The sequence below is a fragment of the Polaribacter sp. Hel1_33_96 genome (genome assembly GCF_002846595.1).
Lineage (GTDB): Bacteria > Bacteroidota > Bacteroidia > Flavobacteriales > Flavobacteriaceae > Polaribacter.
The window spans coordinates 265,229-281,807 of the sequence record NZ_PJMV01000001.1 but is presented as its reverse complement, the minus strand read 5'-3'; the positions used below and the strand labels follow the sequence as shown (position 1 = coordinate 281,807).

Here is a 16,579-nt window from a genome sequence, read left to right as displayed (position 1 = left end):
TACTTACTTTTTAAGCTCCAATTTTTCCGCAAAATACTCACAAAAATCACGCATGGTAGCACTCATTTTTTGATCATCCGTGGCTCTCTCAAAAGTATCTGCCATAGACACTAAAGTTTGATGATAAAATTGTTTCATTTCATCTACCGGCATATCTTTCGTCCACAAATCCATTTTTAAAGTATCTTTTGTCTTATGATCCCAAACAGAGATCATAATTGCTTTTGAAGCCTCATTGTCAATTCCACCATCTTTTGCCGTCCAAGAAATATCTTCGGGAACTTTATTTTCATCTAAACCAACTTTAAATTTTATTTCAGAATTGTGTTTAACAGCCATTATTTTTTGGGTTTGTATTTAGATTTATTGAATAAATCAGATTCATTTATTTCTAATAATTCTTGCAAAGATACATCATTATGTTTCATATATGATTTTACAATTTGCCATCCAATCCAAACTCCAATTTTACCTGGAGTAGCATTATCTTGCTCGGTATAAAACTTAGAAAAGGGTGCATTTTCAAGAAATCTTTTGTTCAGTTTTATATCTGTACTAAACAATAATTTTTTATCAATAAAATACATCCAAACTTGTTCTTCATTTGAAGTTGCCCAATTAAATTTATTTTGAGAATACCCCATTTTCACATTATCAGAAATTAATGGTAAATATAAATCTAATAAGTACATTCTTTTCCCTTCCTGAATCATTTTACTAATAAAGTCCCTATTAATAGACGGATAAACTTGTTGGTCTATAATAGCTTTTGCTGCATCTACAACAATATGATCTTTTGAATTATTTTCCTTAATATATTTTGGATAATCTCCATAAAATGGATGATTTTTCCCAAGGTAAACATCCAAAGAAATTAACAATAAACTATCCGAATAAATAACTCTATTCTCATAATCTATGTTTGTTATCATCGTAATAACATTAGGTGGATTAAAGGTTGGATTGTAATATTTTATGTGTTTAAAAAGCGATGAAATTTGTTTTTCTACAAATGAAAAGTTCTCGTAAATATTCTGAGTTTCAGCAAATAATTCTTGCTCTTGCTTATCATTAACTTTAATAATCGCTAGACTATCGGTAAATTCTTTTGGAAATAAATAAGGATATTTTTCTTTAACTTTTGGAAGTGTTTCTTTTGTAGACTCATAGAAATCAACCTCATATCTTTTTATTAAAAAATCAATATTTATTTTAGAAACATCAATTCTAATATCATTTTTATCAGAACATGAAAAAAACAAGCACAAAACCATTAAAAATGCAAATAAAAATCTCATAAAATTTGTATCTTAGTATCTTAATTTAAAGAACGTTAAAAGTACTAAAATAGTTTATTAATGAACACTGAAAAAGTAGCAGAATACATTATTAATTGGTTAAAAGAATATGCAACAAATGCAAAAACAAATGGCTTTGTTGTTGGTGTTTCTGGAGGAATAGATTCTGCGTTAACATCCACTTTATGTGCAAAAACAGGTTTACCAACTTTATGTGTAGAGATGCCCATTCACCAAGCAGAAAGTCAAGTTTCTAGAGCAGAAGAACATATACTACAATTAAAAAAACGCTTTGAGAATGTTTCTGAAGTAAGAGTGAGTCTAACCTCTACTTTTGAAGATTTTAAAAAAACAGTTCCTAGCATAGAGGGTTCTACAAAATTAAATTTATCTCTAGCAAATACTAGAGCCCGTTTAAGAATGACTACTTTGTATTATTTTGCAGGTTTACAAGGGTTATTGGTTGCCGGAACAGGAAATAAAGTAGAAGATTTTGGTGTTGGTTTTTACACTAAATATGGTGATGGAGGCGTAGATTTAAGTCCGATTGCAGATTTGATGAAATCTGAAGTTTATGAATTAGCTGCGTATTTAGGTGTGCCAAATTCCATACAAAAAGCACAGCCAACAGACGGTTTGTTTGGCGATAGTAGAACAGATGAAGACCAAATAGGTGCTTCTTACGATGAATTAGAATGGGCTATGAATATGCAAGATAAAGGTAAAATTTTTGAAGATTTCTCTGGAAGAGAAAAAGAAGTCTTTAAAATATACACAAGACTAAATACAATTAACCAACACAAAATGATGCCAATACCTGTTTGTGAAATACCAACTAATTTAAAGTAAGTTGACCGCAGTCATTAATTTCTTAATTATTAAGGCATTTTATTTAAATATTATATTTTACTAATTATTCTAATAAGTTCGCAGAAATCATCCTTTTTTTAATTCTCATATAAGCTCTTCTTTTAGAACCTTTTGAAATTTCAAATGGTAAAAAAATAAGTAATTGAATGATTTTTAAGATCTGTAATATTCTTTTCATCACTATAAATTTTAATTCCTAGCGATAACAAGATAACAACTTAAAACAGTTTTTTACATCTTTCTTGAATAAAAAAATATTTAACTATATGATTGGCAAATATATACTTGTATTTTTCCTCGGATAATAATTTATAAAAAAATAAAAAGTTATCGTAAACGAGCAGAAATCACCATACTTTTTATTCGAATTATAGCTTTATTTTTTTGAACTTTTAAATATGTTAAACGGAAGTTTAAATGGAAATCAAGTTCTCTGTATAATTTGAAAAATTCTTTTCATAAGTTCGAATTCTTTCTAAGCAACAAAAGCATCTTTTACCCTCATATAAAATAGAAAACAATAAAATAAATTTTTAGATGCATTTCAATTATTAGTTTAAGAAAATACTAGGTTGCAATATCTTTCAATAAAAGTCGAAGAATATAATATTATATAACTCTATTTAATTTTTCAAAAAGTCTCATTTTTAATTGCGTGTAGCTTTTTATCATTTCTAAATCTATATTTTTAGATTGACTTTCCATAGCTTCTTTCATCAATTCTTCAATTTTTTGGCCAATTAAAATTCTACGTAAATTAAAAACAGCATCATTAACTGCTTTATTTAAAACTTCTAAAGCACTCGTAACATTGATGTTTTGCCCCTCCCAATCACTCAATTTCATATTTGGATTTTCTTCATCCATTAAAATAGCAGTAACGATAGTTCTTATATCTGGATTTTCATGGTTGATTAAACCATCCATTTCAAGTTTTTCAAATTGATTTAATTGATGAATCATTTCTGCATAAATTTCTTGGAAAGTTGAATTCGAAAACTCAATTTCGTCATCATGCAAATGAACGTATATTTCTGCAGAAACTAAGTTTTGGTATTTTCTTGTATCAATTTTCTCTTTACCATCTTCATTCGTATGAATAACTTCCTCAATGAATTCCACCTCCTCATTGCCATACAAAAGTAAAATTCTTATAATTTCATTCTCAAGTATTGATAGTTGATCAATTTTTTGAGAAGAAACTTGCCCACCTTTCACCAATCCCATTTGAGCTTGCTCTTGATCCATAAAATATTCTGGAGGTGGTTGATTTGGATCTACATTGTTAGAATTTGAACTCGTTTTAGTTTTTTGAAAAGATTCTTTTTTTAATAATTGCGCCAATTCACTAAATAAAACTCGTTCAGAAATATCCATAATTCTTGAACATTCTTGCACATAAACTTCCCTTTGAATTCCGTCAGGAATTTTAGAAATACTAGTTACTATATCTCTAATTACACTTGCTTTTTTTATGGGATCATTATCTGAATCCTTTAGCAAAAGTGAGACTTTAAAGTTGATAAAATCTTGTGCAGAATTTTCTAAATATTCCTTTAAATCACTATCTGAATGTGATTTCGCAAAACTATCTGGATCTTCTCCGTCAGGAAATTGAACAACTTTTACATTCATTCCTTGTTCTAGAATTAAATCTATTCCACGAATAGAGGCTCTAATTCCCGCTGCATCTCCATCAAAAAGAACAGTAATATTTTTTGTTAATCTGTTTATTAACCTAATTTGATCTGAAGTTAATGCCGTACCAGATGAAGCTACTACATTTTCAATTCCTGATTGATGAAAAGAAATTACATCCGTATATCCTTCAACCAAAAAACAATTGTCTTGTTTCGCGATTTCTTTTTTAGCTTGATAAATTCCATAAAGGATTTTGCTTTTATGATAAATGTCGCTTTCAGGTGAATTTAAATATTTGGCTGCTTTTTTATCCGCTGTTAAAATACGCCCACCAAAACCTAAGATTCGCCCAGACATCGAGTGAATAGGAAATAGTACACGTCCTTTAAATCGATCAAATTGTTTATTTTCTTTTACAATGGTCAAGCCTGTTGAGGCTAGGTATTTTATATCATAACCTTTTGCTAAAGCCGATTTTGTAAAATTATCCCACTCATCAATACAATAGCCTAATTCAAACTTTTTAATGGTTTCGTCTCTAAAACCACGTTCTTTAAAATATGATAATCCTATTGCTTTACCTTTATTTGAATTAAGCATTAAATCATGAAAATAATCTTTAGCAAAATTAGACACCAAAAACATACTTTCGCGTTCATTCATTTGCTCTTTCTGCTCATCGGTTTGCTCAGTTTCTTCAATTTCTATATTGTACTTTTTAGCTAACCATTTTAAAGCTTCTGGATATGAATAATGCTCATGTTCCATCAAAAAAGAAACTGCATTTCCTCCTTTACCAGTAGAAAAATCTTTCCAGATTTGCTTTACGGGAGACACCATAAATGACGGTGATTTTTCATCTGTAAAAGGACTTAATCCTTTAAAGTTACTTCCTGCTTTTTTTAGCTGAACAAATTCACCAATAACCTCCTCAACTCTTGCAGATTCAAAAACGCGGTCTATAGTACTTCTAGAAATCATTTATTTGGTATGATAAAAGGTAAACAAATATAAGAATAAGATATTTTCATAAAAGTAATCTTTCTAAAATAAAAAACCTCACTAATTGAATTTAGTGAGGCTTATTTTATTTAATTTTTAAAATTAAGATGCTGCTCTTAATTTCTTTAAAGTCGAATTTGATAATTTAGCCTCAGCATAATTTTTAGTTACTTTAAATTCTTTTTCATCAGAACTTGGTAAATCGAACATTGCATCTGTAAATATCGCTTCACATAAAGAGCGTAAACCTCTTGCTCCTAATTTATATTCTACCGCTTTTCCAACAATATAACCTAAAGCACCTTCTGTAATTGTAAACTCAACATCATCCATTACAAATAATTTTGCGTATTGTTTAATAATCGAATTTTTAGGTTCTGTTAAAATTGCCCGCAACGTTTCTGCATCTAAAGGATTCATATAACTTAATACCGGTAAACGTCCAATAATCTCAGGAATTAAGCCGAAAGCTTTTAAATCTGAAGGAATAATATATTGTAATAAATTTTCATGATCAACTTTATCCTCGTCTAAAGAAGCGCTAAAACCAACAGCTTGCATGTTTAATCGCTTACTTATAATTCTATCTATCCCTGAAAAAGCACCTCCTGCAATAAATAAAATATCTTGAGTATTTACTTCAATAAATTTTTGCTCTGGATGTTTTCTTCCTCCTTTTGGTGCAACATTTACAACTGTTCCTTCTAATAATTTCAATAAGGCTTGCTGAACCCCCTCACCAGAAACATCTCTAGTTATCGAAGGGTTATCTCCTTTTCTCGCAATTTTATCAATTTCATCAATAAAAACGATACCTCTTTCTGCCTTTTCTACATCATAATCTGCAGCTTGCAGCAATCTACTTAAAATACTTTCTACGTCTTCTCCTACATAACCAGCTTGCGTTAATACGGTAGCATCTACAATAGAAAAGGGCACATTTAACATTTTTGCAATTGTTTTTGCGACTAGTGTTTTTCCTGTTCCGGTTTCACCAACTAAAATGATATTCGATTTTTCAATTTCTACTTCATCCTCATCTTCTACTTGCAACAAACGCTTGTAGTGATTATACACTGCAACGGCCATTGCACGTTTAGTCTCTACTTGACCAATAATGTATTGATCTAAAAACTTTTTAATTTCTTGAGGCTTTTTTAGAATTAAATCTTTAGACAAACTGCTAGTTTTTGAATCCGAAACCTCTTCTTCTACAATTCCATGAGCTTGCTCAATACATTTATCGCAAATATGAGCATCCATACCCGCAATAAGCAGGTCTGTTTCTACTTTTTTTCGTCCACAAAATGAACATTCTAAACTTTCTTCTTTTGACATTATATCCTTCTCTCTGTTTAGTCACGACGAATTCATGAATTGATCTCACTTTTAAAAAGAGAGGGCTTCATGCTATTCAAAATGACAAAACTGTTTTATTTTCTTACTAAAACTTCATCAATCATCCCGTAAGCTTTTGCTTCTTCCGCTTTCATCCAATAATCTCTATCAGAATCGTCGTGAACTTTCTCTATAGTTTGTCCTGAATGTTTTGCAATAATTGCATACAATTCATCTTTCAATTTCAAAATTTCTCTTGTGGTAATTTCAATATCAGAAGCCTGCCCTTGTGCACCTCCTAAAGGTTGATGAATCATAACTCTAGAGTGCGGCAATGCAGAACGTTTCCCTGCGGCTCCTGCGCACATTAAAACAGCACCCATAGAAGCTGCCATACCTGTACAAATTGTTGCTACATCTGGCTTTATAAATTGCATGGTGTCATAAATCCCTAAACCTGCATATACTCCTCCACCAGGGGAATTAATATAAATTGAAATATCTTTATTCGCATCTACACTTTCTAAAAACAATAACTGAGCTTGGATAACATTAGCTACTTGATCATTAATTCCTGTTCCTAAAAAGATAATTCTATCCATCATTAAACGTGAAAAAACATCCATTTGAGTGATGTTCATCTGACGTTCTTCCATAATATATGGTGTTAAACTACTTGTAATTTTACCAAAATGTGTGCTATTTATTCCATGATGTTTGGTCGCATATTTTTCGAACTCTTTTCCGTAATCCATTTTGTGATTCTTTTAAATATTTATACTGTAAAGATAAGAAAGTATTTGTTAGTTTTTTGTTAATGTAACTAGCTAAAAAAACCTAAATTTTTCAATTCAGGTTTCTATTATCGTTAGATTCTGAGTACAAGATCAGAATTTAATTTCACTATTTGTAAACTTCTTTAATAAAGTCTTCATAGGAAACTTCTTTCGTTTTAAAGCTAATCTTCTCTTTGAAAAACCCTAATAGTTTTTGACTAATTAATTGAGATTGCAATTTCTGTGCCTCTTCTTGATTTTGTAAGATTCTGCCTGCAATATCCTCTAATTCTTTTTCTTCTGGATTCATATTCCCGAATTGAGCCATTTGTGTGCGAATAAATCCTTTTGCATACTCTACTAATTCTGCGTACTCTAATTTAATATCATTATCTTTCATAATCTTCCCTTCGATTAATTGATAACGCAATCCTTTTTCAGATTTTTTATATTCTGCTTCCGCCTCATCGGCTGTTAATGGTTTTTCGCCAGCTGTTGCTAACCATTTTTGCAAGAATTCCGAAGGTAAATCAAACTTTGTGTTCTCTACTAAATACTCTGTAATTGCATTTAATAACTGTTGATCTCCTTGTTGTTGAAATTGCTTTTCTGCATCTTCCTTTATTTTCTCTCTTAATTCCGTTACAGTAGTTACACTTCCGTCAGCAAATAATTTATCAAATAACTCCTTATCTAAATCTGCTGGTTCGGTTTTTGTAATGTCCTCAACTGTAAAAGTAACCGTAATATCTAAATCATGAATTACATCATGGGCAACACCTAAAATCTGCTCTAATTTATGATCATCTTCAAACAATTTTTTAGTCTCTAATGCAATAACATCTCCCACCTTTGCACCAATAACTTTCTTTTCGTTTTTCTTTCCTTTTAAATCGTTAACTAAAAAAGTAGATTTTTTATTGATTTCTTTTTCCTCATTTATAAAAGTTCCTGTAACATTAGAATGCTCAGTAGCCTCGTCTAACGAACTCATTTTTCCGTAACGGGTTTGAATGTTCTTAACTTCCTCGTCAATTAAAGAATCAGTGGCAACTATATTATACTGCTTTATTTTATTTTTTTGGCTTAAATCGATTTCAAATTCCGGAACCAAACCTAATTCAAATTCAAAAGAAAAAGTCTCTGCATCCCAATCAAAATTTTCTTTTATTCTTGGAATAGGGTTTCCTAAAATATCTAATTTCTCTTCTGCTAAAAATTTATTTAAAGATTCTTGTAAAAGCTTGTTAACTTCATCTATCATTATCGATTTTCCATATTGCTTTTTTATCATCCCCATGGGTACATGCCCTTTTCTGAAACCTGGAATATCCGCTTTTTTACGATAATCTGTTAATAACTCTGTCACTTTTTCTTGGTAATCTCCAGCAACTATATCAACTTTTACAACTGCATTTAATGCATCTATGTTTTCTTTTGTAATATTCATTTCTTATTATGTCTAGTTCTTAAAAAATCGACTGCAAAATTAATCAATTTAATTAACCTTACAAAAGTTTAAATACTTCAATTTCAGCAAATTCGTTTTATTTAAAAAAATAAAACAAAACTGCAAGACGTATTTAAAAAAAATAAAAAATTTATGTAATTTTGCATAACATTAATCCCGAATTATAAGGGGAATTATCAAAAAAATACTAAATGCAATATAAAAGAATTCTTTTAAAATTAAGTGGTGAAGCGTTAATGGGGGATAGACAATATGGTATAGATCCTAAACGTCTTTCAGAATATGCAAAAGAAATTAAAGAAGTTGTAGCAAAAGGAATTGAAGTAGCTATTGTGATTGGTGGTGGAAATATTTTTAGAGGGGTTGCTGGTGCAAGTAATGGTATGGATCGTGTTCAAGGAGATCACATGGGTATGCTAGCAACATGCATAAATGGTTTAGCACTGCAGAGTGCTCTTGAAGATGAAGATGTTAAAACGCGTTTGCAAACGGCTTTAGAAATAAAAGAAGTTGCAGAGCCTTATATTAAAAGAAAAGCAATTAGACATTTAGAAAAAGGACGTGTAGTAATATTTGGTGCTGGCACAGGAAACCCTTATTTTACCACGGATACAGCTGCAGTTTTAAGAGCTATTGAAATTAATGCTGATGCCATTTTAAAAGGAACTAGAGTAGATGGCGTTTATAATGTAGATCCTGAAAAGGATAAGAATGCAATTAAATTTGAAACGATAACTTTTAAAGATGTTATTTCCAAAGGTTTAAAAGTTATGGATATGACTGCCTTTACTTTAAGTGAAGAAAATAAATTACCAATAATCATCTTTGACATGAACAAAAACGGAAACTTAATGAAATTAGTTTCTGGAGAAAAAATTGGTACCATAGTTAACAATTAAGAATCAAAATCTTTAAATTTTAAAAAGATGAACGAAGAAATTGAATTTATTCTAGATACTGCTAAAGAAGCAATGAGTAATGCAATTGAGCATTTAGAAAAGGAATTACGCTCAATTAGAGCAGGAAAAGCGACACCTGCAATGTTAGGAACAGTAATGGTTGATTACTATGGATCTCAAACCCCTCTTGCACAAGTTGCCAATGTAAACACGCCAGATCCAAGAACATTAAGTATTCAGCCTTGGGAAAAAAGCATGTTACAAGCAATTGAAAAAGCAATTCAAATAGCAAATCTTGGTTTAAACCCTATGAATAATGGTGATATAATTATGATTAATGTACCACCTCTTACAGAAGAACGTAGAATTGGTTTAGCTAAGCAATCTAAAGCTGAGGCAGAACACGCTAAAGTGGGTGTTAGAAATGCACGTAAAAATGCAAATAACGATATCAAAAAAACAGATATTTCTGATGATATGAAAAAAATTGCAGAAGATGATGTTCAGAAAATGACAGACGCTTTTGTAAAAAATATTGAAGGCATCCTTTCTTTAAAAGAGAAGGAAATAATGACTGTATAAATGAATAGAAATTAAAAAAAAGGAGTGTCTTAAAACACTCTTTTTTACTTTCAAAACTTACTGCAATTTAATTAACTTTGCAAAAATAAAAAAATGAATTTCTGGACAAAAGTTGCGGGTATAATTTTAAGAAACCGCTACTTGGTATTATTGGTCATTGCGATCATTACTGGTTTATTAGCAACACAGATGAAGTATATGAAATTTTCATATACAGAGGCAAACTTATTACCAAAAAATCATAAAGCTAATTTAGAATACAATAAGTTTTTAGAGATTTTTGGAGAAGAAGGAAACCTAGTAATTCTTGGTGTTCAAGATTCTACAGTTTTTACACCACAAAAATTTAATGCTTGGAACAACTTAGTAACAAAATTTAAAGATTTAAAAGAAATAGATTTTACACTTTCTATTGCTGATGTTCAAAAACTGAAAGCAGATAGAAAAAAAAGAAAATTTATTTTAGAATCTTTGTATGAGAAAGATCCAATTACAAAAAAAGAAGTTTTAGAGATTAAAAAGCAGCTTTTTGAGAAGCTACCTTTTTATGATAATTTACTTTTTAATAAAAAAACAGGAACTCTACAAACTGCTATTTATATTAATAAAGAAATTGTAAACACTCCGAAACGTCGAGATTTTATTTTTGAAACACTAATTCCGACTATTGAAAAGTTTGAAAAAGAGAACAATTTAGATGTTCGTATTTCTGGAATGCCATACATAAGAACAATAAACGCTCAAAATATACAAAATGAAATTGTCCTATTCGTTGGAGGTGCATTAGGAATTACGGCTATCATTTTCTTCTTCTTTTTTAGATCTTTTAGAGCTACTTTTATTACACTTTTAGTAGTATCAATTGGTGTAATTTGGGCGCTCGGTTTTATCGGTTTATTTCGATATGAAATCACAGTTTTATCGGCATTAATACCCCCTTTAATCATAGTTATTGGAGTGCCAAATGCTGTTTTTCTTATCAACAAATATCAGCAAGAAATTAAAAAACATGGACAACAAGCGAAGGCTTTGCAACGTGTAATTTCTAAAATTGGTAACGCCACTTTAATGACCAATATTACAACGGCATCTGGTTTTGCAACTTTTGTTTTTGTAAAAAGTGATTTATTACGTGAATTCGGAATTTTAGCTTCTGTAAATATCATTAGCATCTTTATTTTGGCTTTATTGATTATTCCAATTATCTATAGTTTTATGCCGCTTCCAAAAAAGAAGCATTTAAATCATCTTGAAAGAAGATGGATTGAAAATGTTGTTAATTGGATGGAAAGAGCCGTAAAGGAGCAACGAATTACTATCTATATCGCAACCGTAGCGATTATAATACTGGGAATTATTGGAGTTTATAAAATTAAAGTTTCCGGAAGCTTAATTGAAGACATGCCAAAAAGCATGGATTTTTATAAAGATATTAAATTCTTTGAAAAAGAGTTTGGTGGAATTATGCCTTTAGAAATTTTAATTGACACGAAAAAAGATAAAGGAGTTATGAAATTATCCACCTTAAAAAAGATGGATAAAATTAATGAGACTATAGAAACTTTTCCTGAATTATCTAAACCTATTTCTGTTGTAAATTTGATAAAATACACAAAACAGGCTTATTATAATGGAAATCCTAAATATTATCAATTACCTACGAGTCAAGAACAAAATTATATTTTCTCTTACACTAAAAACTCAAATAGTGATGCAGGAATGTTAAAGAATTTTGTTGATTCTACAGGGCGTTACGCAAGAATAACAACCTTTATGAAAGATATTGGTACTGATAAAATGGATGTTATTCAAGAGCGGCTAAAAGCGGTCATCAACAAAGAATTTCCTTCCGATAAATACTCAGTTTCTATTACAGGAAAAGCATTAGTTTTTATAAAAGGAACTAATTATTTGATCAAAAATTTAGTTTTCTCCCTATCCTTGGCCATTATTTTAATTGCAATTTTCATGGCCTGGATGTTTAGATCACCACAAATGATTTTGATTTCTTTGCTACCAAATATTCTTCCTCTATTAATAACAGCAGGATTAATGGGCTTTTTTGACATCCCAATTAAACCATCAACAATTTTAGTTTTTAGTATTGCTTTTGGCATATCAGTGGATGATACTATACATTTTTTAGCAAAATATAGGCAAGAATTAATTGCGAATAAATGGCGAATAAAACCTTCAGTTTATGCCGCTTTGCGCGAAACTGGAGTGAGTATGTTTTATACCTCTATTGTTTTGTTTTTTGGTTTTTTAGTGTTTACACTTTCAAGTTTTGGAGGCACAATCGCTTTAGGAGGCTTAGTTTCTATAACTCTATTATTAGCGATGGTATCTAACTTACTGTTATTACCTTCTTTGCTGTTAACTTTCGAAAAGAAAATTGCTAACAAAAAAGTATTTAAAGAGCCTTCATTGAAAATCATTCCTCCAAAAGAAGATAAAATTGAGAAATAAAAAAACCTTTACTATTGCAGATAGTAAAGGTTTTTTGCTATTTAGATTCTAAGAATATTTTATCTTAATCTAAGAGCAACAATTTTAAAAATTCTTTTTCAAAGCAATTTTTGTAATTTTCCTTGTTCAATATAATTTTTTACAAATGTAGCGCACTAATAGTTACTAATCAACTGTGTTTTTACACAGTTTTTTTTCTATATTGTAACATGAAAAATGATTTTGGAAAATATACTAGAGAAATAGTTTCAGATATACCATTTGATTCCAATGACTCTGAATACCAAAAATGTAAAGAAAAAGTACCACAATTTACTGGACAAGCCATTTATGTATACTCTTTTGTAAAAAATAGAATGTTATATGCTCATGGTTGGGATAAAATGTTAGGTTATAAAGATGAAGAAATTACGCTTTTAAAACTTATCCGTCTAACTTCTGAAAGACATTCTAATTTTTCTAACGAATTTACAGACAAGGCATTACAATATATAAAAAATATTAAAGTAGATTTAGACAAATATAGTTTTACAATTGAACTTGAAAAAATTCATAAAAACGGAGAAATTATACCATTATTTTCTAGAGCGGGCATTCATAAATCTAAAAATGGCACTATTTTAGAAATAATTGGAATTTCAGAAAGAATTCACTCTAGAAAATTGGGTAACATCATGCAATATGCAGCCTTTGGTCCAATAACATCGTTATTCGAAGAGTCTCTTAATGAGCAATTATTCAATGAATTGGGAATTTCAAGAAAAGAAAAGGAAGCTTTAGAATTAGCAGCTAAAGGATACGCCTTTAAAGAAATTGCCAATAAATTAAAGGTTAGTCAATCCGCTATCGAAAAAAGAATTATTCCGCTATACAAGAGATTTAATGTAAAGAGCTTACCACACCTTATAAGTTTTGCTCATGACAACCATATTTTATAAAAATATTTTTTTCCAACTTTAGAATTGAATCCTTGAGTTCTTACCTATAAATATATAGCAAATTGTTTTTATTGGGTACAAAAACACTTCAGAATTTGATTATCTTCTAATAAGTAAAGATCCCAAAAATCTTAACTGAATAGCCCTAAATTGGCCACCAGCTAAACATATATCTAGACTGCACTTCCTGTTGATTCTTTTCCCAATAAAACAAACCCCTAGTCCCTGAAATATCCATTTAAAAGCAATGTTCTTGCTATTTTACTTCCGTGCAAATAGACAATTTATAAAGTTATAATTTTATTGGCATTTCTTCATTGCTCATTTTACCTTAAAAAAGTATCTTTACATTTGAGTACAAATATTTAGAATCAAATCAAACAATAGACAGAGATGAAAGAGAAAAACGTTGCCGAAATTTTAAACTCGGATTTAGTTTTACAAGAAGTAGAGTTAAAAGGTTGGGTAAGAACCTTTAGAAGCAACCGTTTTATTGCTCTAAATGATGGTTCTACAATAAAAAACATACAATGTGTTATCGACTTTGAAAACACCTCAGAAGAAACTTTAAAAAGAATAACAACTGGCGCGGCAATATGTGTAAAAGGAACTTTAGTTGAAAGTCAAGGAAGAGGCCAAACTTTTGAAGTTCAAGTTTCTGAAATTAAAATACTTGGAGACTCTAATCCTGACGAATATCCAATACAACCTAAAAAACATAGCTTCGAATTTTTAAGAGAAAATGCTCATTTAAGAGTTAGAACAAACACATTTAGTGCCGTAATGCGTGTGCGATCTAAATTATCTTTTGCTGTCCATAAATATTTTCAAGAAAATGGTTTTAACTACGTAAACACACCAATAGTAACTGGTTCTGATGCTGAAGGTGCAGGAGAAATGTTTAGGGTTACTACTTTTGAAGACAACAAAGCACCATTAACTGAAGATGGCAAAATTGATTATTCAAAAGACTTTTTTGGCAAGGAAACCAATTTAACAGTTTCCGGACAGTTAGAAGCAGAAACTTTTGCAATGTCTTTAGGGAAAGCTTATACCTTTGGTCCAACATTTAGGGCAGAAAACTCGAATACAACTCGTCATTTAGCAGAATTTTGGATGATTGAGCCAGAAGTTGCTTTCATGGATTTAGATGGGAATATGGATTTGGCTGAAGATTTCATTAAATATGTAATTAATGATATTTTAGAAAACTGTAAAGATGATTTGGCTTTTTTAGACCAGCGTTTAACACAAGAAGAAAAAAGTAAACCTCAAGCTGAAAGAAGTGAATTAAATCTATTAGAAAAATTACGTTTTGTAGCAGACAATAATTTTAAACGTGTTTCTTACACGGAAGCTATCGATATTTTAAGAAATTGTAAACCCAATAAAAAGAAAAAATTTCAGTTTCCAATTAATGAGTGGGGCGCAGATCTACAATCAGAACACGAGCGTTTTTTAGTTGAAAAACACTTTAAATGTCCTGTAATTTTATTTGATTATCCAGCAGATATCAAAGCCTTTTATATGCGCTTAAATGATGATGGAAAAACGGTTAGAGCTATGGATGTTTTGTTTCCCGGAATTGGAGAAATTGTAGGCGGAAGTCAAAGAGAAGAACGTTACGATGTTTTAATTGAAAAAATGAAAGCTCTTAATATTGAAGAGGATGAACTTTGGTGGTATTTAGATTTACGTAAATTCGGATCTGCTGTGCATTCTGGTTTTGGTTTAGGTTTTGAGCGTTTGGTTCAATTTGTTACAGGAATGAGTAATATTAGGGATGTAATTCCTTTTCCAAGGACACCTCAAAATGCAGATTTTTAAATGCTAAAGCAGAGCTTACAATACAAACTATTACAAAAATTATCTCCTCAACAAATTCAGTTGATGAAGCTAATTCAGTTGCCTACGCAAGCTTTTGAAGAACGTTTAAAACAAGAAATTGAAGAAAACCCAGCTTTAGATACTGGTAAAGAAGAATCAGATGCTATAGATGATGATCTATCTAATGAATATGAGGACGCTGGAAATGAAAAAATTGAAGCCGACGACATAAACATTGATGAGTATTTAAGTGATGATGACATACCTAGTTACAAAACACAAGCTAACAATTATTCAGCAGATGATGAAGAAAAAAACGTTCCTTATGCAGCAGGAACAACTTTTCATCAATCTTTAAAAAATCAATTAAATACCTTTAGGTTAGATGAAGAAGAACGTGTAATTGCAGAATTTCTTGTAGGTAGCATTGATGATAGTGGTTATATTAGAAGAGAAATTATTGACCTAGTGGATGACTTAGCTTTTACGGCAAATGTATTTACAACTGAAGAAAAAGTAATTACAATATTAACCAAAGTAGTTCACAGTTTAGATCCTGTTGGCGTTGGAGCTAGGGATCTCAAAGAGTGTTTGATAATTCAATTAAAAGCGAAAGAAAAAAATAAAATTAGAAGTTTATCAATCGGCATTTTAGAAGATGCTTTTGATCACTTTGTAAAAAAGCACTATCAAAAGCTCCAAGAAAAATTCAATATTTCAGAAGAAATCCTGAAAGAGGTAAATACTGAAATTTCAAAATTAAACCCAAAACCTGGAAGTTCTTATGCAGGTAATAACAAAATAGCAGAGCAAATTGTTCCTGATTTTTCTATTAAAATTTTAGAAGGTGAATTAGATTTAACATTAAACTCAAGAAACGCTCCAGAACTGCATATCTCTAGAGAATATAATAACATGCTAAAAGGGTATCAAGAATCTACTGTCAAAAGTAAATCTCAAAAAGATGCTGTCTTTTTTATCAAACAAAAACTAGATTCTGCAAAGTGGTTTATAGATGCCATCAAACAGCGTCAGCAGACCTTATTAATCACTATGAATACGATTATGCAGTATCAACATGATTATTTTTTAACTGGTGATGAACGCAAATTAAAACCTATGATTTTAAAAGATATTGCTGATAAAATTAACATGGATGTGTCAACGGTGTCTAGAGTCGCTAACAGTAAATTTGTATCTACTCCTTATGGAACAAAATTAATTAAAGAGTTCTTTTCTGAATCAATGAAAAATGATCAAGGGGAAGATGTTTCAACAAAAGAAATTAAAAAAATATTAGAAACTGTTATACACGAAGAAGATAAAAGAAAACCTTTAACAGATGAGAAATTATCTGTAATTTTAAAAGAAAAAGGATATCCAATTGCAAGAAGAACTATTGCTAAATATCGTGAGCAATTAGAGCTGCCTGTGGCTCGACTACGTAAAGAAATATAGTGCGATTTTA

The 16,579-nt window shown here is 30.3% G+C and carries 14 protein-coding genes; 7 read left to right on the top strand and 7 right to left on the bottom strand.

The window, feature by feature from the left end:
• Positions 1-3 precede the first annotated feature (3 nt).
• On the bottom strand, positions 4-339 hold the full coding sequence (gene gldC / locus ATE90_RS01305) for a gliding motility protein GldC (RefSeq protein WP_036782987.1): 336 nt from the start codon (positions 337-339) through the stop codon (positions 4-6).
• A complete protein-coding gene (gene gldB, locus ATE90_RS01300) occupies positions 339-1,298 on the bottom strand; it encodes a gliding motility lipoprotein GldB (RefSeq protein WP_036782985.1) in 960 nt (319 codons plus the stop codon). The genes gldC and gldB overlap by 1 nt, the downstream gene beginning before the upstream one ends.
• Positions 1,299-1,358: 60 nt before the next feature.
• Between gldB and nadE the strand changes: the two genes are divergently transcribed.
• Positions 1,359-2,147 (top strand): NAD(+) synthase, encoded by a 789-nt coding sequence (gene nadE / locus ATE90_RS01295; protein WP_036782982.1) that lies wholly within the window; start codon positions 1,359-1,361, stop codon positions 2,145-2,147.
• A 64-nt stretch (positions 2,148-2,211) separates the two neighbouring features.
• Here the strand turns inward: nadE and ATE90_RS13760 are convergent, their stop codons facing one another.
• The 5 genes from ATE90_RS13760 to tig all read right to left on the bottom strand — a co-directional run bounded on the left by ATE90_RS13760 (position 2,212) and on the right by tig (position 8,375).
• Positions 2,212-2,346 (bottom strand): hypothetical protein, encoded by a 135-nt coding sequence (locus ATE90_RS13760; protein WP_297799494.1) that lies wholly within the window; start codon positions 2,344-2,346, stop codon positions 2,212-2,214.
• 431 nt (positions 2,347-2,777) lie between these two features.
• Positions 2,778-4,790, bottom strand: coding sequence for a DNA primase (gene dnaG, locus ATE90_RS01290; protein WP_036782979.1), 2,013 nt, complete (start codon positions 4,788-4,790; stop codon positions 2,778-2,780).
• Positions 4,791-4,913: 123 nt separating this feature from the next.
• Positions 4,914-6,149 carry an ATP-dependent Clp protease ATP-binding subunit ClpX gene (gene clpX, locus ATE90_RS01285; protein ID WP_036782976.1) on the bottom strand — a complete coding sequence of 412 codons (1,236 nt, stop codon included), beginning with the start codon at positions 6,147-6,149 and terminating at the stop codon, positions 4,914-4,916.
• A gap of 95 nt (positions 6,150-6,244) precedes the next feature.
• Complete coding sequence (gene clpP, locus ATE90_RS01280; RefSeq protein ID WP_036782973.1) at positions 6,245-6,904, bottom strand: ATP-dependent Clp endopeptidase proteolytic subunit ClpP; 660 nt, start codon at positions 6,902-6,904, stop codon at positions 6,245-6,247.
• Positions 6,905-7,052: 148 nt separating this feature from the next.
• The gene (tig, locus tag ATE90_RS01275) at positions 7,053-8,375 is read right to left on the bottom strand and encodes a trigger factor (RefSeq protein WP_101450633.1); all 1,323 of its coding nucleotides are present in this window, start codon (positions 8,373-8,375) and stop codon (positions 7,053-7,055) included.
• Positions 8,376-8,587: 212 nt separating this feature from the next.
• Here tig and pyrH point away from each other — a divergent pair, with 212 nt between their 5' ends.
• The 6 genes from pyrH (at position 8,588) to rpoN (ending at position 16,569) form a co-directional block, all read left to right on the top strand.
• Positions 8,588-9,295, top strand: coding sequence for a UMP kinase (pyrH, locus tag ATE90_RS01270; RefSeq protein ID WP_036782968.1), 708 nt, complete (start codon positions 8,588-8,590; stop codon positions 9,293-9,295).
• Positions 9,296-9,322: 27 nt separating this feature from the next.
• On the top strand, positions 9,323-9,877 hold the full coding sequence (frr, locus tag ATE90_RS01265) for a ribosome recycling factor (RefSeq protein WP_036782965.1): 555 nt from the start codon (positions 9,323-9,325) through the stop codon (positions 9,875-9,877).
• Positions 9,878-9,970: 93 nt separating this feature from the next.
• Positions 9,971-12,346 (top strand): efflux RND transporter permease subunit, encoded by a 2,376-nt coding sequence (locus ATE90_RS01260; RefSeq protein WP_036782962.1) that lies wholly within the window; start codon positions 9,971-9,973, stop codon positions 12,344-12,346.
• Between the two features lie 209 nt (positions 12,347-12,555).
• Entirely contained in the window at positions 12,556-13,284 is a 729-nt protein-coding gene (locus ATE90_RS01255; RefSeq protein ID WP_036782960.1) for a LuxR C-terminal-related transcriptional regulator, read from the top strand.
• Between the two features lie 393 nt (positions 13,285-13,677).
• Positions 13,678-15,111 (top strand): asparagine--tRNA ligase, encoded by a 1,434-nt coding sequence (gene asnS / locus ATE90_RS01250; protein WP_036782957.1) that lies wholly within the window; start codon positions 13,678-13,680, stop codon positions 15,109-15,111.
• Positions 15,112-16,569 carry an RNA polymerase factor sigma-54 gene (gene rpoN / locus ATE90_RS01245; protein ID WP_036782954.1) on the top strand — a complete coding sequence of 486 codons (1,458 nt, stop codon included), beginning with the start codon at positions 15,112-15,114 and terminating at the stop codon, positions 16,567-16,569.
• The last annotated feature ends 10 nt before the right edge of the window (positions 16,570-16,579 follow it).